We start from the raw sequence: 14,928 nt of genomic DNA, 5'->3' as shown, positions 1-14,928 counted from the left end.
AAGGGCACCTATAGCTTGCAGCATCCCAGGGGTCAGTTCGCCCCTACAGCCCACGGAGGGAAGGGTAGGCAGCGCTGACGCGTCAGAAACGTCATACAGCGCGTTTCAGGGGCGTCCTGCTGCTGGGGCTGCTGCTGCGCCGCCCTGTTGGTCCTGGGGCATTCTGAGCCCAGCGCGACTGCTTCCGCTCTCGTTGAGCAGCAGCGCTATCCCACGCGGACCTCCGAACTGCCTCCCATGTTGATGACATAGGGTAGAGGGGCCAGCACGGCCATTGCCTCCCTCGATACGGTGCGCCTCAGGGCTGACGGGGCCTGGCCTCCGGCGTCCCGTCAGGCAGGTTGCCGGCGCAGATACCCACGGATCGCCGGGAACCAGATCCACTTCTTCGTTTCCCCTTGGATGAGGGATGCGACCCATATCTCCGCCACGACATAGCCTGCCGGGACGCCATACAGGAGAGACCACGCCATGGCTTTCCCGCTTTCACCTGTCGCGTAGGCAAAGGACGCGATAACGAACAACCACATCACACTAAACTGAAAAATCTTGTTGGTGACGGAAAATTTCGACATCGAGTGAGGCCTCCGTATTGCTGACCGATATCTGCATGGCACGGATTTACAATGTATTACTCAGCGGAAAGCGCGATGGGTGTAGTTAACAATCATATGGCAAAGATGATGAAGTTTAGCGCTGTGCGGGCAGTGCTTCGCGTATGACGTGCTTTGCCGATGGCCAAGGCAGGGGAGGGCCGGGAGCGCCGGCAGCGGCGTGAGGCCGTCGTGTCTGTCGGAACATAAACTTGACGACAGTTAGCGCGAATAGCTATCAGAGCCTACCTTGACAGATCTTCAAACGCTGAAAGCCGTGCATGGCGAAATTCGACGAAGGCAAATTTATCGATCTCTGCTACGCGGCAAGCATGGACGCTGGATTGTGGCCACATGTGTTAGATCAGTTCGGCGAAGCTGTAGGCGCTCGTGGTTCACTAATCATTTCTCATGATCCTACTCGAACAGCACATACGATGCACTCCGCTCGACTTGATGAAGTGAGCGAAGACTATAGCGGAACATGGTGGAAGTATGATAGTAGAATTGCTCGCGCAAAATTGCTCGAGTTGAAACCAGGTACGATCTACGTCGATGCGGCCTTTTTCAATCCGGAAGAGAAGCAACACGATCCATTTTTTCAAGATTTCTATCACAAACACGGCCTAGACGATATGGCAGCATACTTTTCGTCAGACCCCCACGGAACCGGCATCGTTACGATCAGTGCCCCTAGAGATTGGAACAAGGGGCCTTTTGGAGAGCAAGACTTAGTTCTGTTGCGGCAGTTAGCTCCCCATGTAACTCGCGCATTCCATCTTGCAGCTTCATTTAATGTTGCACGCCAGCACGCCAGTAATTTAACAGCCGGGCTCGATATGATCGATGTTGGAGCCATCACGTTAGATCAATCGGGAAAAATATTGTCTATTAATGCCTCAGCGGAGCGACTTATCAGGGTCTGTTTCCAAATTATTAAAAAGACGATAATAAAGGGGTTAACCCATTCGTTGCAAATGAAGCTAGATATTATCGTGCGAGACGCGCTACAATCGCGAGTTGGCAGCGGAAACTACTCAGGGATCTTTAGGAACGATCAGACTGGAAATTGTATTCACATTCAAGCCATCAATCCGAAGCACAAAGACACGACACCCAGTATTCTACAATCCCCCCGGAACACCATACTTTTAGTTGTGAGGGATCCTTTCAAATATACAGGTAAAGATATCATTCCAGATTTGCAAGAAGTCGGGTTGACTAGAGCAGAAGCGTATGCGGCGATGCTTATAGGAAGAGGTCTGTCACCACGTGAAGCTTCAGTAAAACTGGGTATCTCCGAGCAAACTATCCGCACACAAATGAAATCCCTCTTTTCTAAATTAGATATCAATCGACAAGCAGAGCTATCATATATAATTTCTAAAATTGATAATGTAAAATAGTAGGCGCAACTCGTATTGAGTGGACCACCAAATAATTATTTGCCAGATCTATGCTTATCTCATGTCCTCGTTTGAAAAATACCACGATATAGATGGCTATTTTCATATTAACATCTAATTTAGTATCGAGTTATCAAGATTTAAATAAATCATCAAAATTATTCGCCATTCGACTTCTACAACGGATTGGGCGCATTCCTGCGCGTGAGCAGCAGGTACGATCATTATATTGCTGAAGATCGACCATTTTTAATTGGCACGTCAATCTCATCCCGCAAAGTGTCTACGTACCACATTTGTGGTATGCAGCACAGATTACGAACCTCGTACACTGGCAGCGCTCAATAAGTGCTTACAGATAACTGAGGCGTGCATTGGGCCAAGATTGAATTTGCAGTCGCCTATATCATATAGATGATATCAGTAGATACGTGATATTTGTATTATAGCTTCCGTCATTTATCAATATGTAATAGTGGTTAGTGGTAAGTTGAGATACATGGCCAATGGTGGCTTGAAATATCATGTCGAGAGACGGGTCGATGTCAGACACAATTGCTAACAGCTTGCTAAGCGGAAGTTTGGCAGACTATATTGAACATGATGGCGCAAGTTTATTAAATCGCTGGAGAGAGCATCAAGATTGGTGGGACGGTCGTCTCCGCTTCGGGATCGACCCGTATTCGAAGTTCACGTCTTCGCGGATTGCTACCGAGTGTACGGCGTCGACACGGGACGGCCATACAGTATCAGGGGTGAATTTTGGCTCTCAGGAGTATTTAAACCTAGCGAGCCATCCTGAAGTACTGCATGCGGCAAAAAACGCGATTGATGATTTCGGTGTACACAGCGCCGGGTCCGCAGCGCTCATGGGTAATACTAAGCTATCAGTAGATCTTGAGCAACGCATGGCCGAATTTCTCGGCTATAAAGATTGCACCGTATTTCCTACCGGCTGGGGTGCTGGTTACGGCGTGATCAAGACACTAGTCCGACCTAGCGACCACGTCATCATCGACCGCCTTGCCCATGCCTCGCTTCACGAGGGAGCGCGCGGCTCGACCGGAAATGTTCACACCTTTCCCCATCTATCATTTGAACACGCAAAGACACTGCTGTTGAAGATCCGAAACGATCACCCGGCGGCGGGTATCTTGGTCGTAACGGAAACAGTATTCTCTATGGATAGCGACGTTCCTGATATTGCTGCGCTCCAGAATTTGTGTCGGGCACACGGTGCGACATTGATGGTGGACGCAGCACATGACATGGGTGCTATTGCGCCAAAAGGCGGCGGCTATCTAGAATTGCAGGGCTGCACGGGGATGCCAGATATTCTAATGGGCTCTTTCTCAAAAACATTCGCGTCAAACGGCGGTTTTGTCGCCAGTAACGACACAAATTTAAAACTAGCGATGCGATATGGTTGTGGCCCCCTTACGTTCACAAACGCGATCTCTCCTATTCAATGCGCTATCATTTCCAAATGTCTTGATATTATCGAACGAGACGAAGGGGTAGAATTACGTTCGCGACTGATGGAAAACGTTCTCTACATGCGCAAGCGCATGGCAGAAAGTGATTTTATTTTATTTGGGCAGCCTAGTGCTATCGTTCCTGTGATACTCGGAGATAACGCCATATCTCGGTTGACTACGCATCACGCATTTGAGCTTGGCGGTATCACAAATCTTGTCGAATATCCCGCTGTGAAGAGAGATACCAGCCGCTGGAGGATCCAAATGATGGCAAATCATAACAAAAATCAGATCGATAAGTTCGTTGATATTGCGGTTCGTGCAAGGCAAAATGCAAGCTCATATCTGGAAGTAATGAGCAAAGCGCGCTAATAACGTACATTTATATTGTAATAATGCGTGGAATATAGGAAATGCCGCCGACCTATCCGCAAAATGCGATGATAGCAGTTGGCCATCCACCACGCACATGAGAGTTCTAGGCTGGGGGAATGAGCAAAAATGCCGAAATCTCAGGTTGAACCGGCTTTAGCTGGGAGCGTGACTGAGAAGTATCATAGATCAGAGGTCAATCTAGTTAATAGATGGACAGCTCTAGGCAATTGGTTTGAGGACAGGAATAGCGCCGGTCTCGATCCGTACCAGAAGTATAGTCGTGGCCCAATACAGCCGATAACACGTGGTGCGTACAGGGACGGCCGACCGTTTGAAGGTGTTAATTTCGCAAGCCAAGATTATCTATCGCTCTCAACCCATCCCAAAATTGTAGAAGCTGCTATATCAGCGGCGAAGGAATATGGCGTCCATAGCGCAGGCTCAGCTGCTTTGATGGGTAACACGCAATTGTCAATCGATCTTGAGTGTCAATTGAGTGAATACCTCAACTACCAGTACGTGACGCTGTTTACTACGGGCTGGGGTGCTGGATATGGTGTGGTAAAGACGCTACTCCGGGAAGGAGACCACGTTGTTATCGACAATCTTGCGCATGCATGCCTTCAAGAAGCTGCTGTAGATGCAAAAGCACACATTTACAAATTTCCCCACCTCTCCGTTCCTGCCGTTGAACGGAGATTAAAGCGTATAAGACAGCATGATAAAACAAATGGTATATTAGTAATAACGGAGAGCCTGTTCTCCATGGATAGCGATACTCCAGATCTGATTAATTTGCAATTATTGTGCAGAGAGTATAATGCAGTTCTTTTGGTAGATTGTGCCCACGACCTAGGTGCGATTGGTACAGACGGTAAGGGGGTCCTTGGGGAGCAAAAAATATGGGGGAAGATCGATGTTCTTATGGGGTCTTTTTCTAAGACTTTTTCATCCGTTGGCGGTTTTGTCGCCTGCAACAATGCGGGCTTGAGGTTTGGGCTGCGAGCGGCCTGTGGTCCATCGACATTCACCAATGCGATGGGCCCTATACAAGCCGCAGTAATTCTAGCTTCTCTCAGTATAGTCCGCTCTGATGAGGGAAAACATAGAAGGCGGCTTCTACACGAAAATACGTTGTTGCTTCGTCAAAAACTTATAGGAAGTGGATTTACAGTCATTGGAAGACCTAGTCCTATCGTCCCAATGATCGTTGGCTCTACTCCTCTGGCTAGGCTTGCTACTAAATTCGTCATTGAATATGGGGGCATTGTCAACCTAGTTGAACATCCAGCTGTGGCGCGAAATAGAGATAGGTGGAGACTACAAGTTATGGCGGATCATAAGGCCGAACATATCGAACGCATGGTTGATATTGCTGTGCGCGCCCGCGACAGCGCGCTCGATTGTCTCGACGACACCGCGAATTTTTAGCGGTTAATAATGTAAAAACCATCTTCGTGGGTATTAGAATTGAGCTAACACGCTATTCCGGAATGAGGAGGTGATCCTCAGTCGCGCGAAGGCAGAAGACTATCGGCCAAAAATCCGGACACCTTTCAGTCGTCCTCAACGCTGACATGAGCTGCGGGCACACGGAACATGTCGTGCCCCGAGAAATCGGCTAGAGGTTGTTACTGGTCGCAGCGAAGCCTGCCGCCCGTCGGAGCGGCAGGACGCTGAAGGCGACGACGTTCAGTCCCGCGAGGGTGGCGGGCAGGCGTTCGTAGTCACGGATCTAGCGGCGGAAGCGCCCAATCCAGGCGTAGGAGCGCTCGACCACCCATCGGCGTGGCAGCAGAACGAAGCCGCGCCTGACCTCGGGCAGCTTGACCACCTCCGAGGTGATGCGGTGGTCAGCCGCTGCCTTCGCCGCGCGCTCGCCCTCGTAGCCCTCATCGACAAAGGCGAGGTCCACGCTGTCACCGATGGCCTCCGACACGGTGTCAGTCAGAGCGGCGATGGCAAATCAGTCGTCGGCATTGGCAGGCGTGACGTGCAGCGCCAGCATCTGGCCGAGCGTGTCGACCGCCGCGTGCAGCTTCGAGCCGCGCGTGCGTTTGTGTCCGTCCCAGGCGGCGCGAGCCCCACTCTCGGGCGTAGAGCGCAAGGTGCGGCTGTCAGGCACGACGGCCAAGGGCTCCTCAGCCCGGCCCTAGGCCAGGCGCAGCACAGCGCGCAGATCGTGAACCAGGCTCTCAAAGCAGCCGGCTCGTAGCCAGCGTCGGGCCTAACTGTACACGGCATGCCAGGGCGGCAGGTCGTGTGGCATGGCGCACCACGCCACGCCGTAACGCGCCACGGGGCGTTCGAGCGGCGTTCTGCTGCTCGCATGCTCCCGCGCTGTCCCGCCGGTCCTCCTGAGCCCAGCACGACAGCTTCAAGCTTGCAACGAGCAGCTCCGCCCATGCGGGTCCCTCAACATCCGTAGGCAGGCTCCAACCCATCTCACCCGCTTCCGCAGCGATCCTGGCGCCTATCTCAACGTCCTCGAACGGCAAGCTCAACAGCAGACTTCGCAGCCCTAGTTTTTTAGGCAACCTTTCGAAGCTTCGAGCGTAGCGTTGGCTTCAGACATTCCGCCAGAGGACCGTGCGCGATGGAACCGATGAAGCCCATAGAACCCATGAAGCCGATGGAGCCCATGAAGGGCTCAGAGCCCTGGTGGCCCAAGGATCTCGGCCAGCGGCGGTCGGGACGGGATGCGCTACGCGTTCTTCCCCGATAAGCAGCGGCTCCTCGTCGAGACTGATGGCAAGCTGGCCACCTACGACAGCGGCGACCACCGCATCAGCGGCGTCTCCCAGTCGAACGGCCGGGCACCGAGCTTCACCACCCAGGATGGCGATGTGAATGTGAACAACCTCAAGGTCGTGGATTGAGGAAGGCTCCAGTACGAGGCCTTCCCGGGCCGGCTCGAGCCACGGCGCGGGAAGTCCCTGTGGGGACGGACGACAAGCGTTCAATTGTCCGGGGCACGTCGCGCGCCGGCCAGGGCCTTCTCGCACCGCTCCATGCTGTCGCTCGCCGGCGGTTTGGACAAGATGCGCAAGGGTCTTCGCCGGCCGGTACAGCTTCAGCATCAGCTCGATCAGTTCCTCCTTGCTCAGGCGCTCGAGGTCACTGCGGCTCATCCCGATAACGAATCAGCCAAACCGCGTTCCGGCAAAGGGGGGAGACCCCACGAATCCGCCGCGACCGAACCGCGCCGTCCCGACACCCCCTGGGTAATTACTGCTGGTCCAACGGTCACCATTTTAGCAAGGTCGAGAGCGAATGGCAGGTCGATGGTTACCTCGTGACCTTCGAGTGAAAGCGCTTCACGTGGCCGACATCCCCAAACACTACTCCCGTTTTAGTTAGGTAAGATATGCTACTGCTCCGCAGTATGACAATTAATATCTCAGCATCAATCCTAAAATTACTATAATCACTTGCTACCGATAGAGTGTCTCATATATAGAAATGGTATATTTATTTATGATAATGTACTATAAGTTGATAGCTATCCCCGCAATGGCTACATCGTATTCAATGATTGCCCAGGCAAGTCCGATCACCGACCAATGGTCGGTCGAGACCCCAGAAACACGGCGGGATCGCCCTTTAAGTCCGTCGTAACCTTTTTATACGATGGAAAGGTTCAGAACGGACAGGCTCTCTGGATGGTCGATGTTCGCTGCGAGGTCCGCGAGGCTGGGTCAAACACCGCATCTGCCGTCACCGGATCGGGTACCGTCATGCTCGCCCAGGGCGCCTGGACCGGCGGCGCCCCACCGCTCGGGGCCGTCTACGTCGTTGAGGCGGAGAACGATCTGAAGGGTGGCAAGGGCAAGCTCGTGATCGACAATCCTGGTTGCGCCTCGGGTGCCCCCATCGTTCGGCGGAAGAACACGAACGTGTCCAAGCTGACGCTGCCCAACGTCGTTCCGTCCGGACGCCTTTGGACCCACAACGGCAGCGAGGTGATGATCGACCCCGTGACCGGGATCGTCGCCTACTCGCAACTCAAGCGCTCGCTGCACCCGGTCGCAAAGGTCGGCACGGTCCTGTTCCGTGGCACCCTGTGGCCAGAGAACGTTGTCAAGGGGACCGCCTACGCCTTCAAAGAATACTGCCCGCCGGCGCCCTATCCGGTTCGTGGCCGGCACTCCGAGCATGCCTACCGCCTTACCCTGCGCGGCCCCGGCCCGGTGCGGAAGGGATGCGAGGTCATGGGCTACTCCGACCGCAGTCCGCACGCCGTCTTGCATTTCTCCTACATACTCAACGACTGAAAGCGGCCATCATGACCGACGTAATCAAGTGTCACGTGCTCGGCATCGCGTCCCAAACGCTCGATAGCATTCAATCGGATTCACCCGGAGGCGCCGTCTGGAGCGGGGTTCGAGTGCGCTTATCCGACGGGCGGACGCGTTTTTTTCCGAACATGTCCGTCGATGCGGAAGCATCCCTGATCATTCAGTCGGCCATGGACTGCGGTGAGGCAGTCGAACTATGGCTGAGCGGACACCCTAAGATGGTATGCGTTTACGGTGTCAAGCATAAGCTTGACGTTCACTACACTGACGTAGATTACTGCAGTGCGAGAAAGAAGGCTATCAAATTCCTGATCGGTGGAGTGCTAATGCTTCCTTTTTTCGGATTTGGTGTTCCAGTTCTGATACTATCAATCATATACTTTTATGTTGCTTCCCAGCTCAAGCCAGACGTCTCGCGTGATTATTTCCTCAGCCACGGTGATGGCGGGATGCTCGCGGAGGCAGCCTAGCACCAGGTAAGATGTATGATAGCGCGAGCTAGAGCATTTTCCGACCAAGTGGCCGCCGGTTGGGCGAAGAAAATGCGGCGAAACCAACGACCTAGAGCAGCGCCCGATTGCAACGTGATCGGGCCCTGCTCTAGAGCATTTTCCGCGAAATGGCTGTCGGGTTCTCGAAAAAAATGTATCACAAACAAAGAGACAGACCGTTTTCCAAGGTCCAATGATCACGGAAAATGCTCTCACGATTCCGGCGCTATCCACGAACGCCGCCGCTCTGACGGCGCCCAAGACCGTCGCCACGCGATTAGCCACGACTGTTAAGCGCGTGGCGACAGGCGCCGGACTCCTGGGTCGGTTTGCAGTGCCGCCAAATGATGCCGACCTTATCGAAATTCCGGAGACAGTGTCATGAAGCTCGTGGCCTTCGCTCTCATTCTCGCCGCCGCCCCGGCCGCCGCCAGCAGCTGTACGAAGACTCCAGTCGGTGAGTACCGAGCGGCATATCAGCGAGCACGGGCCTACGCCTTGGCACATGCGGGCGTTGAGGGGCAGCCACCCTGCCGTAAGGTGATTGGGTTAAGGGCAGTGACACCGCTCCTCAAAGCATGTGGAGATGTCGCCGGCGGGACAACGCACATGCAATGCCGGCCTCGCATGACCTGTGAGGACATCGTGTACCGCCTCGCCTGGTACTGTCTCCAATGGCAGGGCGACATCCCTTGTGTGGCCGTAGAAGACGGCGGCGAGTACCGCATGGACCCGAAGCTACGAGGAGACTGGCGGCCTAAAGCTGTTCAGTCGCAGGGCCGGGTTCTCCCGCTCCGATGAGATAGACCAAAACTCGCGGACGATCTGCTTTCCTAGATGCTGCCGACGAAGGGGCACAATGTCAAACAGCATCGGAACGGGGTTCATCCGCACTTTCGGTGCTGGCAAGCCACGTCCTATCAAACTCATTAGTTCACACGGTATGTATTACGCACTAGCGAAGCAGTTCGAACTTGGCTCGACCAAACATGCTACGCTTGACCAACTTGAAGCGGTTGACCTGACCTTCAACGTGGCCGTTGCTCCAGAACTCAGCGTTCAGTTCGCATGAACCCTTACTCCACGCCTAATCACACTGATATCATCGCACAAGACGATAAGGGGGGGGCGCTGGGGCGCTCTTTTGGATTATTTCCCCTTCAGTTGACCTCGCCCGCCGCCGCGGCGCCAGCGAGTTCCTCGGGCCAGTCTCTGGCCTCGGCCATGCGACCTCGGATTTCGTCAAGGCGAACTGGCCGGAAGTTGCAGGCGTCGACGCCGACGTCCGCCGAACGCCGGGTATCTGGCAGGGAGGCGTGTGTATGCCCGAACAAATGCAGTGTCCCACGCCAGATGCCCGGCCACGCCCGCATCGCGTAGTGGCATAGGAAAAGGCGGCTGCCCTCCACGGTCACATCGACGAAGCCTTCGTGCTGGGATGCCCAAGGCAACGCCTTACCCCACTTTTCGTGGTTCCCGTGCAGCAGCCTCTTTGTACCATTCAAGCGTCGGAACACAGCCTTAGCGTGCTCGATCGTGCCGCCGTAGGCAAAATCGCCAAGATGCCAGATCTCGTCACAAGGTCGAACTACGGCATTCCAGTTTGCAATGAGGGTTTCGTCATGCTCCTCAATCGAACCGAATGGGCGTGGTCGCGACATTCGGTTTTCCATCATGCCTTCATGGCCGAAGTGACTATCAGCCGTGAAATAGACAGTATGTTTCGAGCTGGCGGTCTTCATCGGAGCAGAACCCTATCGGACGGGGGCCATACGCACAAAATCACTCCCCAGAATCGGTCTGTTGGTTTGGGGGGTGGCGCAAGTGTTTCAAGAATAATTTCAATGCAAGAGAAACCTTATATAGCCAGTCAATGAAATTTCAAACGGATGATTGAGTATACATACTTTTCGGAATTTGTTTGCTAGATATTTTTAGAGACATCTTGTTTAGTCGCCCGACGAGAGATCCCCTCGGCCCGAGGCACACCGCTGGTCGGTAAACTCGCTTTTGAGGTCGAGGCGGTCGCCATCGCTTGGCGCCTGATCGATCATGCCACCCGTTCGGGGAGAGCCGTCTCCGAATAAAAAATTGAGCCCTATGATCGGCATTCTACCACGACCCGCCGTACCAGCACCGCTGACAACTTGTATCTGCTTCCCAGTCCGTATGGATATCAAGCCGCACTTCACAGTAACGTTCCAGGAGCCGCTGCCGCGTGCCGGTACAGCGTCGATCCTGGTGAACCTCTGCTGGCCGCGTCCAGCAGGAGAGCGCACCTCATAAAGCCAGCGGTCGCCCGTACGCGGAAACACGGAGCCCGGACCGTCGTCAGGCAAATACGGGGGCGGGTTGGCGTTCTGAGCATCGACTGGGATAGTTTCAGTGACCAAGAGGAAGAATGTAAGAAAGCTAATAACGATTCTCATTCGCGAGTTCCCATCTCTGGTTCATTAATAGCATTATCCAGGCCTCATCCGCCCATTTATTTCAATCACTTGGCGGGGGATAGGGCGGATCCTACTAGGTGCTCTAAATTGTAGCGCCGGGAGTGTTCGTTCCCTAAAGCTCATGCTTCGGCGTCCGACGGAGGGCTCATGCCTGAGTTGCCAGCAGGTTGAGGCTGCATATATCGCCTCCTGCACGCGACCGGGTCGGCGAGCGTGTCCACAGGACAAGTGCCCGGACACGGGGGGCTCGCCCGATTCGCTCTGCTAACGCGTCAACCCAGGCGTGGCGACGGCCGCGATCAGGTTGCCCATCGTGTGCTCACCAGGTCCGCTCCATGCTGGTTCGGGCCACCGTCGTGCCGCTCTTGCTGGGGGGCGCAAATCCTATCATGGCGAGCGTAACGATCACGACGAGGCCGAGGGTGCCGAGTGCGCCGCGCCCACCGAAATCGGGAGCGCGGGTCACCGGCTGCTTCAGCGCCTCGGCTAGCGCCCGGCAGGCGGCGCGCCGGCTCCAATAGAAGGCTGTCACGAGAAGAGCCGGTAGCAGTACCATCCAGGCGAGCATGAGGTGGGTATATGCGTCTCCGGTCGGGCTCGGCGGCAGTGCCGCCCGGATGCTGCCACCAAGCAACGCGGCGATGGCGGCCCAGAGCCCGAGCGCGGCGAGGTTGGCCTGGAGCCAGGCCCGGCCGATCGGCCACCGAGTCAGCCGGGACGCCTCGCGGTTGAGCGCCGCGGTCACCCGCTCGACGGTGCGCGGTGAGATCGTGTCCTTCAGCGCCTGGACGACGGCCTCAGGCGGCGTAGGCTTCTCGGTGATATCCTTGATCAGGCTGCCGGCGAAGGCGGTCTCGTCGGCGACCTTGAACGCCTCTGGACCGGCGCTGCGCTCAATGCGCTGGACGTAGGGCTCGATCACCGCGTCGACGAAGGGCATTCGCGGTCCCCAGCGCAGATCGCGCCCGGCGAAGCTCAGCACGACCTTGTGGGTTTGTCCGAGGTGCTCGATCGTGGTGTCGATCCGCTGAACAGGCGTGCGGATCGTCAAGGCGCCGATGAAGGGCCGTGTCGCGGTATTCCATTCCGGCGGGTAGAAGAAGCTGTTGTCCATCACCTCGGCGCGCGGACGGCTAAGGAAAGCCTCGGCCTCGGGCCGGTACTTTGTGCCGGCATAGGCGACCTGGCTCGAGGCGATGCCGTGCAGGCCGCCGCTGTAATCGTAGGTGTGCCCGCCGGTCGCGGCGCAGCTGCCGCAGTCAAGCCGCTTCGAGCCGCCGCAGTTCGGGCAAGGCTCCCAGCCGGTCATATCGCACTGGTAGCAGTTGACCCAGACGGCCGAGCCGCCGGCGTAGCTTTTGTACTGCCGCTTGCCGTGGCACTGCCAGCAGGGCGCGCCGCCCATCATGCAGCAGCGGATCTCGCCCTTGCCCCTGCAGTTCGTGCAGTGCTCGAAGGCGTAGAAACGCTGCCCGACTCGACCGAGCTCGATACGGGTCTCGGGCGCGCGGTAGACGAGGAATGCGTCTTGTCGCGTCGCTTCGTGCAGCAGGCGCTGCCAAGTCGCATCCGTGGAGGCCTGCGCCTTGGCGGCGCTCGTCATCGCGTCGGCTGCGGCCTGGGCGTTGCCGAGGCGGGTGGAGTTCGAGACCTCGACGAAGCCGTTGTGGATCGTGCGGTGCCTGACCCAGTGGACCTGAAGCTCGACCTCGCCCTTCAGATTCATCAGCGCGCGCGCGGGGATGCCCGCGTCGACTTTGTCGTTGTCGATCCCGCACATGTTCATCGCGAATTCGAGCTCGTCCGCGACTGGGCCGAAGACCGTGTCCCAGTCGAAGTTGGCGGCGGTCAAGGCGGGTTTCGTCAGGGTGGGGGTCTGGCTCATCGGATCCAGCGGGCTTGGAGCGCGGGGTCCCGCCGAGCGGCATGCCCCTGCGGGTCGTAGTGTGATCGGTAGCCGCAGGCGTCGCGCACCTGCTGCATGGTGGCGTGGGCGATCGCCTCAGCGCGGCCGGCGTCCTCGTCGAGCACGCTCTCGACGTGGTTGGCAGCAATTAGTAGGGCACCTGCGAAGCCCGAAAGCTGCGGCCGGGTACTTTCCGTCCCCGCTATGGCAAGCGCCATTTGAACGCAGATTTCGCCACCACCCTGTTGCTGAAATGGTAGGGGGCCTCTGCGCGATCGCCCATCAGGCGGCGTTGCCGCTCCCCGGGCGGCAACGCCGATATGAGCCGATGCTGTCGCCGTTCACACGGACGGAGAGAACCTCGCCGCGCAGGGAAGCGACAACGGTTGCAGCCTTGCGCGGCGCGGAGCAGAAGCCGCGCCAGGTGACTACGTCGCCCTCACGTGACACGCTCTTGAAGTCGCAGGAAAACTCGTCGCCGGCCATGCCGAGCGGAGCGATTTTTAAAGCGCCATCGATTGGCTGACACCGGCGCGGATCGGGTGCCCATTCGCCGACTATCGAGCGGCCGGCCGCAAGGGCAGGGGTGCAGGCCAGGAGGAGCAGGGCGGACGCTGGGACAAAGAGTTGAATGACGGCACGCGAGTTCATGTAGTGACCGCACGTTGGGGGCTGCATATGGAGGCTACGCTACGGCGAGGGCGCTACGGAACTCTGCTCAGATTTCCTAAAATGCAGCGGATCGACGTCCCGGACCGCGCGCCACCAAGCGGTAAATTGCGCCAGCGATCAAATTCGCGGTTACAGCAGATATTTTGACGAATTGTAAATAACTCCTTAGATATAATTCTAAATATGTAAAATTTTGTTTAAAGCCGGAGTAATCATGTATAGTCTTATCGCTGCGGCCACCTTGGCGTTTATGCTTGCCACGTATGCATCGGGAGCAAACGCCAATGAGCGAGGTCCTGCCGCCGGCGCAATTGATGCATGGTTCCGCAGCCCAACGCAGTCGCTCTGCGTCTCGCGCTCAGGCCGGGATATCTCCTGCAGTGGGCGCAACAGTCCTCGATACACCGTAGGCTACAGTGCTAACGGTGATGCAGCTATCGCCTTCGTCAGGTTTCGGGCCGATACCACCGGAAACACTGAAAACTTGGAGGTCGCGACTTTTGCTAAGAAGTATGGGCGATGGGCTTTCGCGCGCAAGATTGCAGACGTCTTCGGACATGGTCCGGAAAAATACATTTTGAAAGCGGAAAAGCCGTTTTCACAATGGAGGTTCTCCGCGAGCAAGACGCACGCTGCTGTCCGACTGGCACAAAACGCCACGTTGTCAGCGTCCCGTAGTTCGGCGGCCTCGCTAGAGCGCTGTGCGATCGACTTGCAACGGCCAAGCCGCCAGGCTGGCGAGCGGTCCGGCGTCAGCCGCTGGCACGCCCGCCACCTTCGAAATGGCCACGTCCGACCCAAGCTGTTTGGCGGCGACCAGCGCTCGCAGATCATCGAGGCTCATGCCCCGCGGATCCTGAGGCTATGCGGGCAGCGCGGCAACATCGTGCTGTTGCAACTGCGCAACCCATTGGCCGTGCAGGGCGTCGGCACTAGCATCAGCAGTTTGTTGCATTTCATGGCCCACCATCACATCGCCTGTAAATCGGCCAGCTTGTAATCGAGGAACAGATCGCCTTTGCTAGCCGACAGGCGAAGAGCGTTACAATGGTGGATGAGATTTGCCCCGAGATGGATGGGGCCGTGGTGGCTTTCGATCTCTGGAAGAAGCAATTCATCGGCATGGACGTGCCGGCGAACGGCAAAAAGTTGCATCGCCTCCGTCATCCACTATTGGCATTTCCGTTTAACGGAATACGGCAGCCGCGGCGGTGGCAGACACCATGGCCAAGCTGCTCGGCGACCAGTTGCGCCCCCGT

The 14,928-nt window shown here is 56.4% G+C and carries 13 protein-coding genes and 2 pseudogenes; 8 read left to right on the top strand and 7 right to left on the bottom strand.

All coding sequences use genetic code 11. The features are described 5' to 3' along the window. Positions 1 to 332: 332 nt before the first annotated feature. Positions 333 to 575 carry a hypothetical protein gene (locus F1D61_RS27765; RefSeq protein WP_203155288.1) on the bottom strand — a complete coding sequence of 81 codons (243 nt, stop codon included), beginning with the start codon at positions 573 to 575 and terminating at the stop codon, positions 333 to 335. Between the two features lie 299 nt (positions 576 to 874). On the opposite strand from F1D61_RS27765, the gene F1D61_RS27760 reads away from it, so the two are divergent. The 3 genes from F1D61_RS27760 (at position 875) to F1D61_RS27750 (ending at position 5,283) form a co-directional block, all read left to right on the top strand. Beyond that, complete coding sequence (locus tag F1D61_RS27760) at positions 875 to 1,999, top strand: helix-turn-helix transcriptional regulator (RefSeq protein WP_203155287.1); 1,125 nt, start codon at positions 875 to 877, stop codon at positions 1,997 to 1,999. 542 nt (positions 2,000 to 2,541) lie between these two features. After that, on the top strand, positions 2,542 to 3,849 hold the full coding sequence (locus tag F1D61_RS27755; RefSeq protein ID WP_203155286.1) for an aminotransferase class I/II-fold pyridoxal phosphate-dependent enzyme: 1,308 nt from the start codon (positions 2,542 to 2,544) through the stop codon (positions 3,847 to 3,849). Positions 3,850 to 3,978: 129 nt separating this feature from the next. Beyond that, positions 3,979 to 5,283 (top strand): aminotransferase class I/II-fold pyridoxal phosphate-dependent enzyme, encoded by a 1,305-nt coding sequence (locus tag F1D61_RS27750; RefSeq protein ID WP_203155285.1) that lies wholly within the window; start codon positions 3,979 to 3,981, stop codon positions 5,281 to 5,283. A 304-nt stretch (positions 5,284 to 5,587) separates the two neighbouring features. Here the strand turns inward: F1D61_RS27750 and F1D61_RS34515 are convergent. After that, positions 5,588 to 5,977, bottom strand: a pseudogene (locus tag F1D61_RS34515) (transposase). A 574-nt stretch (positions 5,978 to 6,551) separates the two neighbouring features. Between F1D61_RS34515 and F1D61_RS34510 the strand changes: the two are divergent. Then, positions 6,552 to 6,731: a hypothetical protein gene (locus tag F1D61_RS34510; RefSeq protein WP_246775573.1), complete on the top strand. Its 180-nt coding sequence runs from the start codon at positions 6,552 to 6,554 to the stop codon at positions 6,729 to 6,731. A 95-nt stretch (positions 6,732 to 6,826) separates the two neighbouring features. Here F1D61_RS34510 and F1D61_RS35465 read toward each other — a convergent pair. Further along, positions 6,827 to 6,983, bottom strand: a pseudogene (locus tag F1D61_RS35465) (IS66 family transposase); the annotation flags it as partial. Between the two features lie 531 nt (positions 6,984 to 7,514). Between F1D61_RS35465 and F1D61_RS27730 the strand changes: the two are divergent. The 3 genes from F1D61_RS27730 (at position 7,515) to F1D61_RS34505 (ending at position 9,713) form a co-directional block, all read left to right on the top strand. After that, positions 7,515 to 8,126, top strand: a complete 612-nt coding sequence (locus F1D61_RS27730; RefSeq protein WP_203155283.1) for a hypothetical protein — start codon at positions 7,515 to 7,517, stop codon at positions 8,124 to 8,126. Positions 8,127 to 8,137: 11 nt separating this feature from the next. After that, positions 8,138 to 8,620, top strand: coding sequence for a hypothetical protein (locus F1D61_RS27725; protein ID WP_203155282.1), 483 nt, complete (start codon positions 8,138 to 8,140; stop codon positions 8,618 to 8,620). A gap of 880 nt (positions 8,621 to 9,500) precedes the next feature. Continuing rightward, positions 9,501 to 9,713 (top strand): hypothetical protein, encoded by a 213-nt coding sequence (locus F1D61_RS34505; protein WP_246775572.1) that lies wholly within the window; start codon positions 9,501 to 9,503, stop codon positions 9,711 to 9,713. An 88-nt stretch (positions 9,714 to 9,801) separates the two neighbouring features. On the opposite strand, the gene F1D61_RS27715 is transcribed toward F1D61_RS34505, so the two are convergent. The 3 genes from F1D61_RS27715 to F1D61_RS34500 form a co-directional block, all read right to left on the bottom strand. After that, complete coding sequence (locus F1D61_RS27715; RefSeq protein ID WP_203155281.1) at positions 9,802 to 10,383, bottom strand: metallophosphoesterase family protein; 582 nt, start codon at positions 10,381 to 10,383, stop codon at positions 9,802 to 9,804. A gap of 1,027 nt (positions 10,384 to 11,410) precedes the next feature. Continuing rightward, complete coding sequence (locus F1D61_RS27710) at positions 11,411 to 12,976, bottom strand: hypothetical protein (RefSeq protein WP_203155280.1); 1,566 nt, start codon at positions 12,974 to 12,976, stop codon at positions 11,411 to 11,413. A gap of 303 nt (positions 12,977 to 13,279) precedes the next feature. Then, positions 13,280 to 13,648 carry a hypothetical protein gene (locus F1D61_RS34500; RefSeq protein WP_246775571.1) on the bottom strand — a complete coding sequence of 123 codons (369 nt, stop codon included), beginning with the start codon at positions 13,646 to 13,648 and terminating at the stop codon, positions 13,280 to 13,282. 235 nt (positions 13,649 to 13,883) lie between these two features. Here F1D61_RS34500 and F1D61_RS34495 point away from each other — a divergent pair, with 235 nt between their 5' ends. Then, positions 13,884 to 14,669 (top strand): hypothetical protein, encoded by a 786-nt coding sequence (locus tag F1D61_RS34495; RefSeq protein ID WP_246775570.1) that lies wholly within the window; start codon positions 13,884 to 13,886, stop codon positions 14,667 to 14,669. Here the strand turns inward: F1D61_RS34495 and F1D61_RS27690 are convergent. Further along, a complete protein-coding gene (locus F1D61_RS27690) occupies positions 14,639 to 14,836 on the bottom strand; it encodes a hypothetical protein (RefSeq protein WP_203155278.1) in 198 nt (65 codons plus the stop codon). The genes F1D61_RS34495 and F1D61_RS27690 overlap by 31 nt on opposite strands. Between the last annotated feature and the right edge of the window lie 92 nt (positions 14,837 to 14,928).

The sequence above is a fragment of the Methylobacterium aquaticum genome (genome assembly GCF_016804325.1).
Lineage (GTDB): Bacteria > Pseudomonadota > Alphaproteobacteria > Rhizobiales > Beijerinckiaceae > Methylobacterium > Methylobacterium aquaticum_C.
The sequence above is the reverse complement of the archived record's forward strand: the minus strand, read 5'-3'. Positions and strand labels throughout refer to the sequence as shown.

Coding starts and splice junctions, on each gene's coding strand:
- F1D61_RS27765 (WP_203155288.1), bottom strand. CDS start 575: ATGTCGAAATTTTCCGTCACCAACAAGATTTTTCAGTTTAGTGTGATG.
- F1D61_RS27760 (WP_203155287.1), top strand. CDS start 875: ATGGCGAAATTCGACGAAGGCAAATTTATCGATCTCTGCTACGCGGCA.
- F1D61_RS27755 (WP_203155286.1), top strand. CDS start 2,542: ATGTCAGACACAATTGCTAACAGCTTGCTAAGCGGAAGTTTGGCAGAC.
- F1D61_RS27750 (WP_203155285.1), top strand. CDS start 3,979: ATGCCGAAATCTCAGGTTGAACCGGCTTTAGCTGGGAGCGTGACTGAG.
- F1D61_RS34510 (WP_246775573.1), top strand. CDS start 6,552: ATGCGCTACGCGTTCTTCCCCGATAAGCAGCGGCTCCTCGTCGAGACT.
- F1D61_RS27730 (WP_203155283.1), top strand. CDS start 7,515: ATGGTCGATGTTCGCTGCGAGGTCCGCGAGGCTGGGTCAAACACCGCA.
- F1D61_RS27725 (WP_203155282.1), top strand. CDS start 8,138: ATGACCGACGTAATCAAGTGTCACGTGCTCGGCATCGCGTCCCAAACG.
- F1D61_RS34505 (WP_246775572.1), top strand. CDS start 9,501: ATGTCAAACAGCATCGGAACGGGGTTCATCCGCACTTTCGGTGCTGGC.
- F1D61_RS27715 (WP_203155281.1), bottom strand. CDS start 10,383: ATGAAGACCGCCAGCTCGAAACATACTGTCTATTTCACGGCTGATAGT.
- F1D61_RS27710 (WP_203155280.1), bottom strand. CDS start 12,976: ATGAGCCAGACCCCCACCCTGACGAAACCCGCCTTGACCGCCGCCAAC.
- F1D61_RS34500 (WP_246775571.1), bottom strand. CDS start 13,648: ATGAACTCGCGTGCCGTCATTCAACTCTTTGTCCCAGCGTCCGCCCTG.
- F1D61_RS34495 (WP_246775570.1), top strand. CDS start 13,884: ATGTATAGTCTTATCGCTGCGGCCACCTTGGCGTTTATGCTTGCCACG.
- F1D61_RS27690 (WP_203155278.1), bottom strand. CDS start 14,836: ATGACGGAGGCGATGCAACTTTTTGCCGTTCGCCGGCACGTCCATGCC.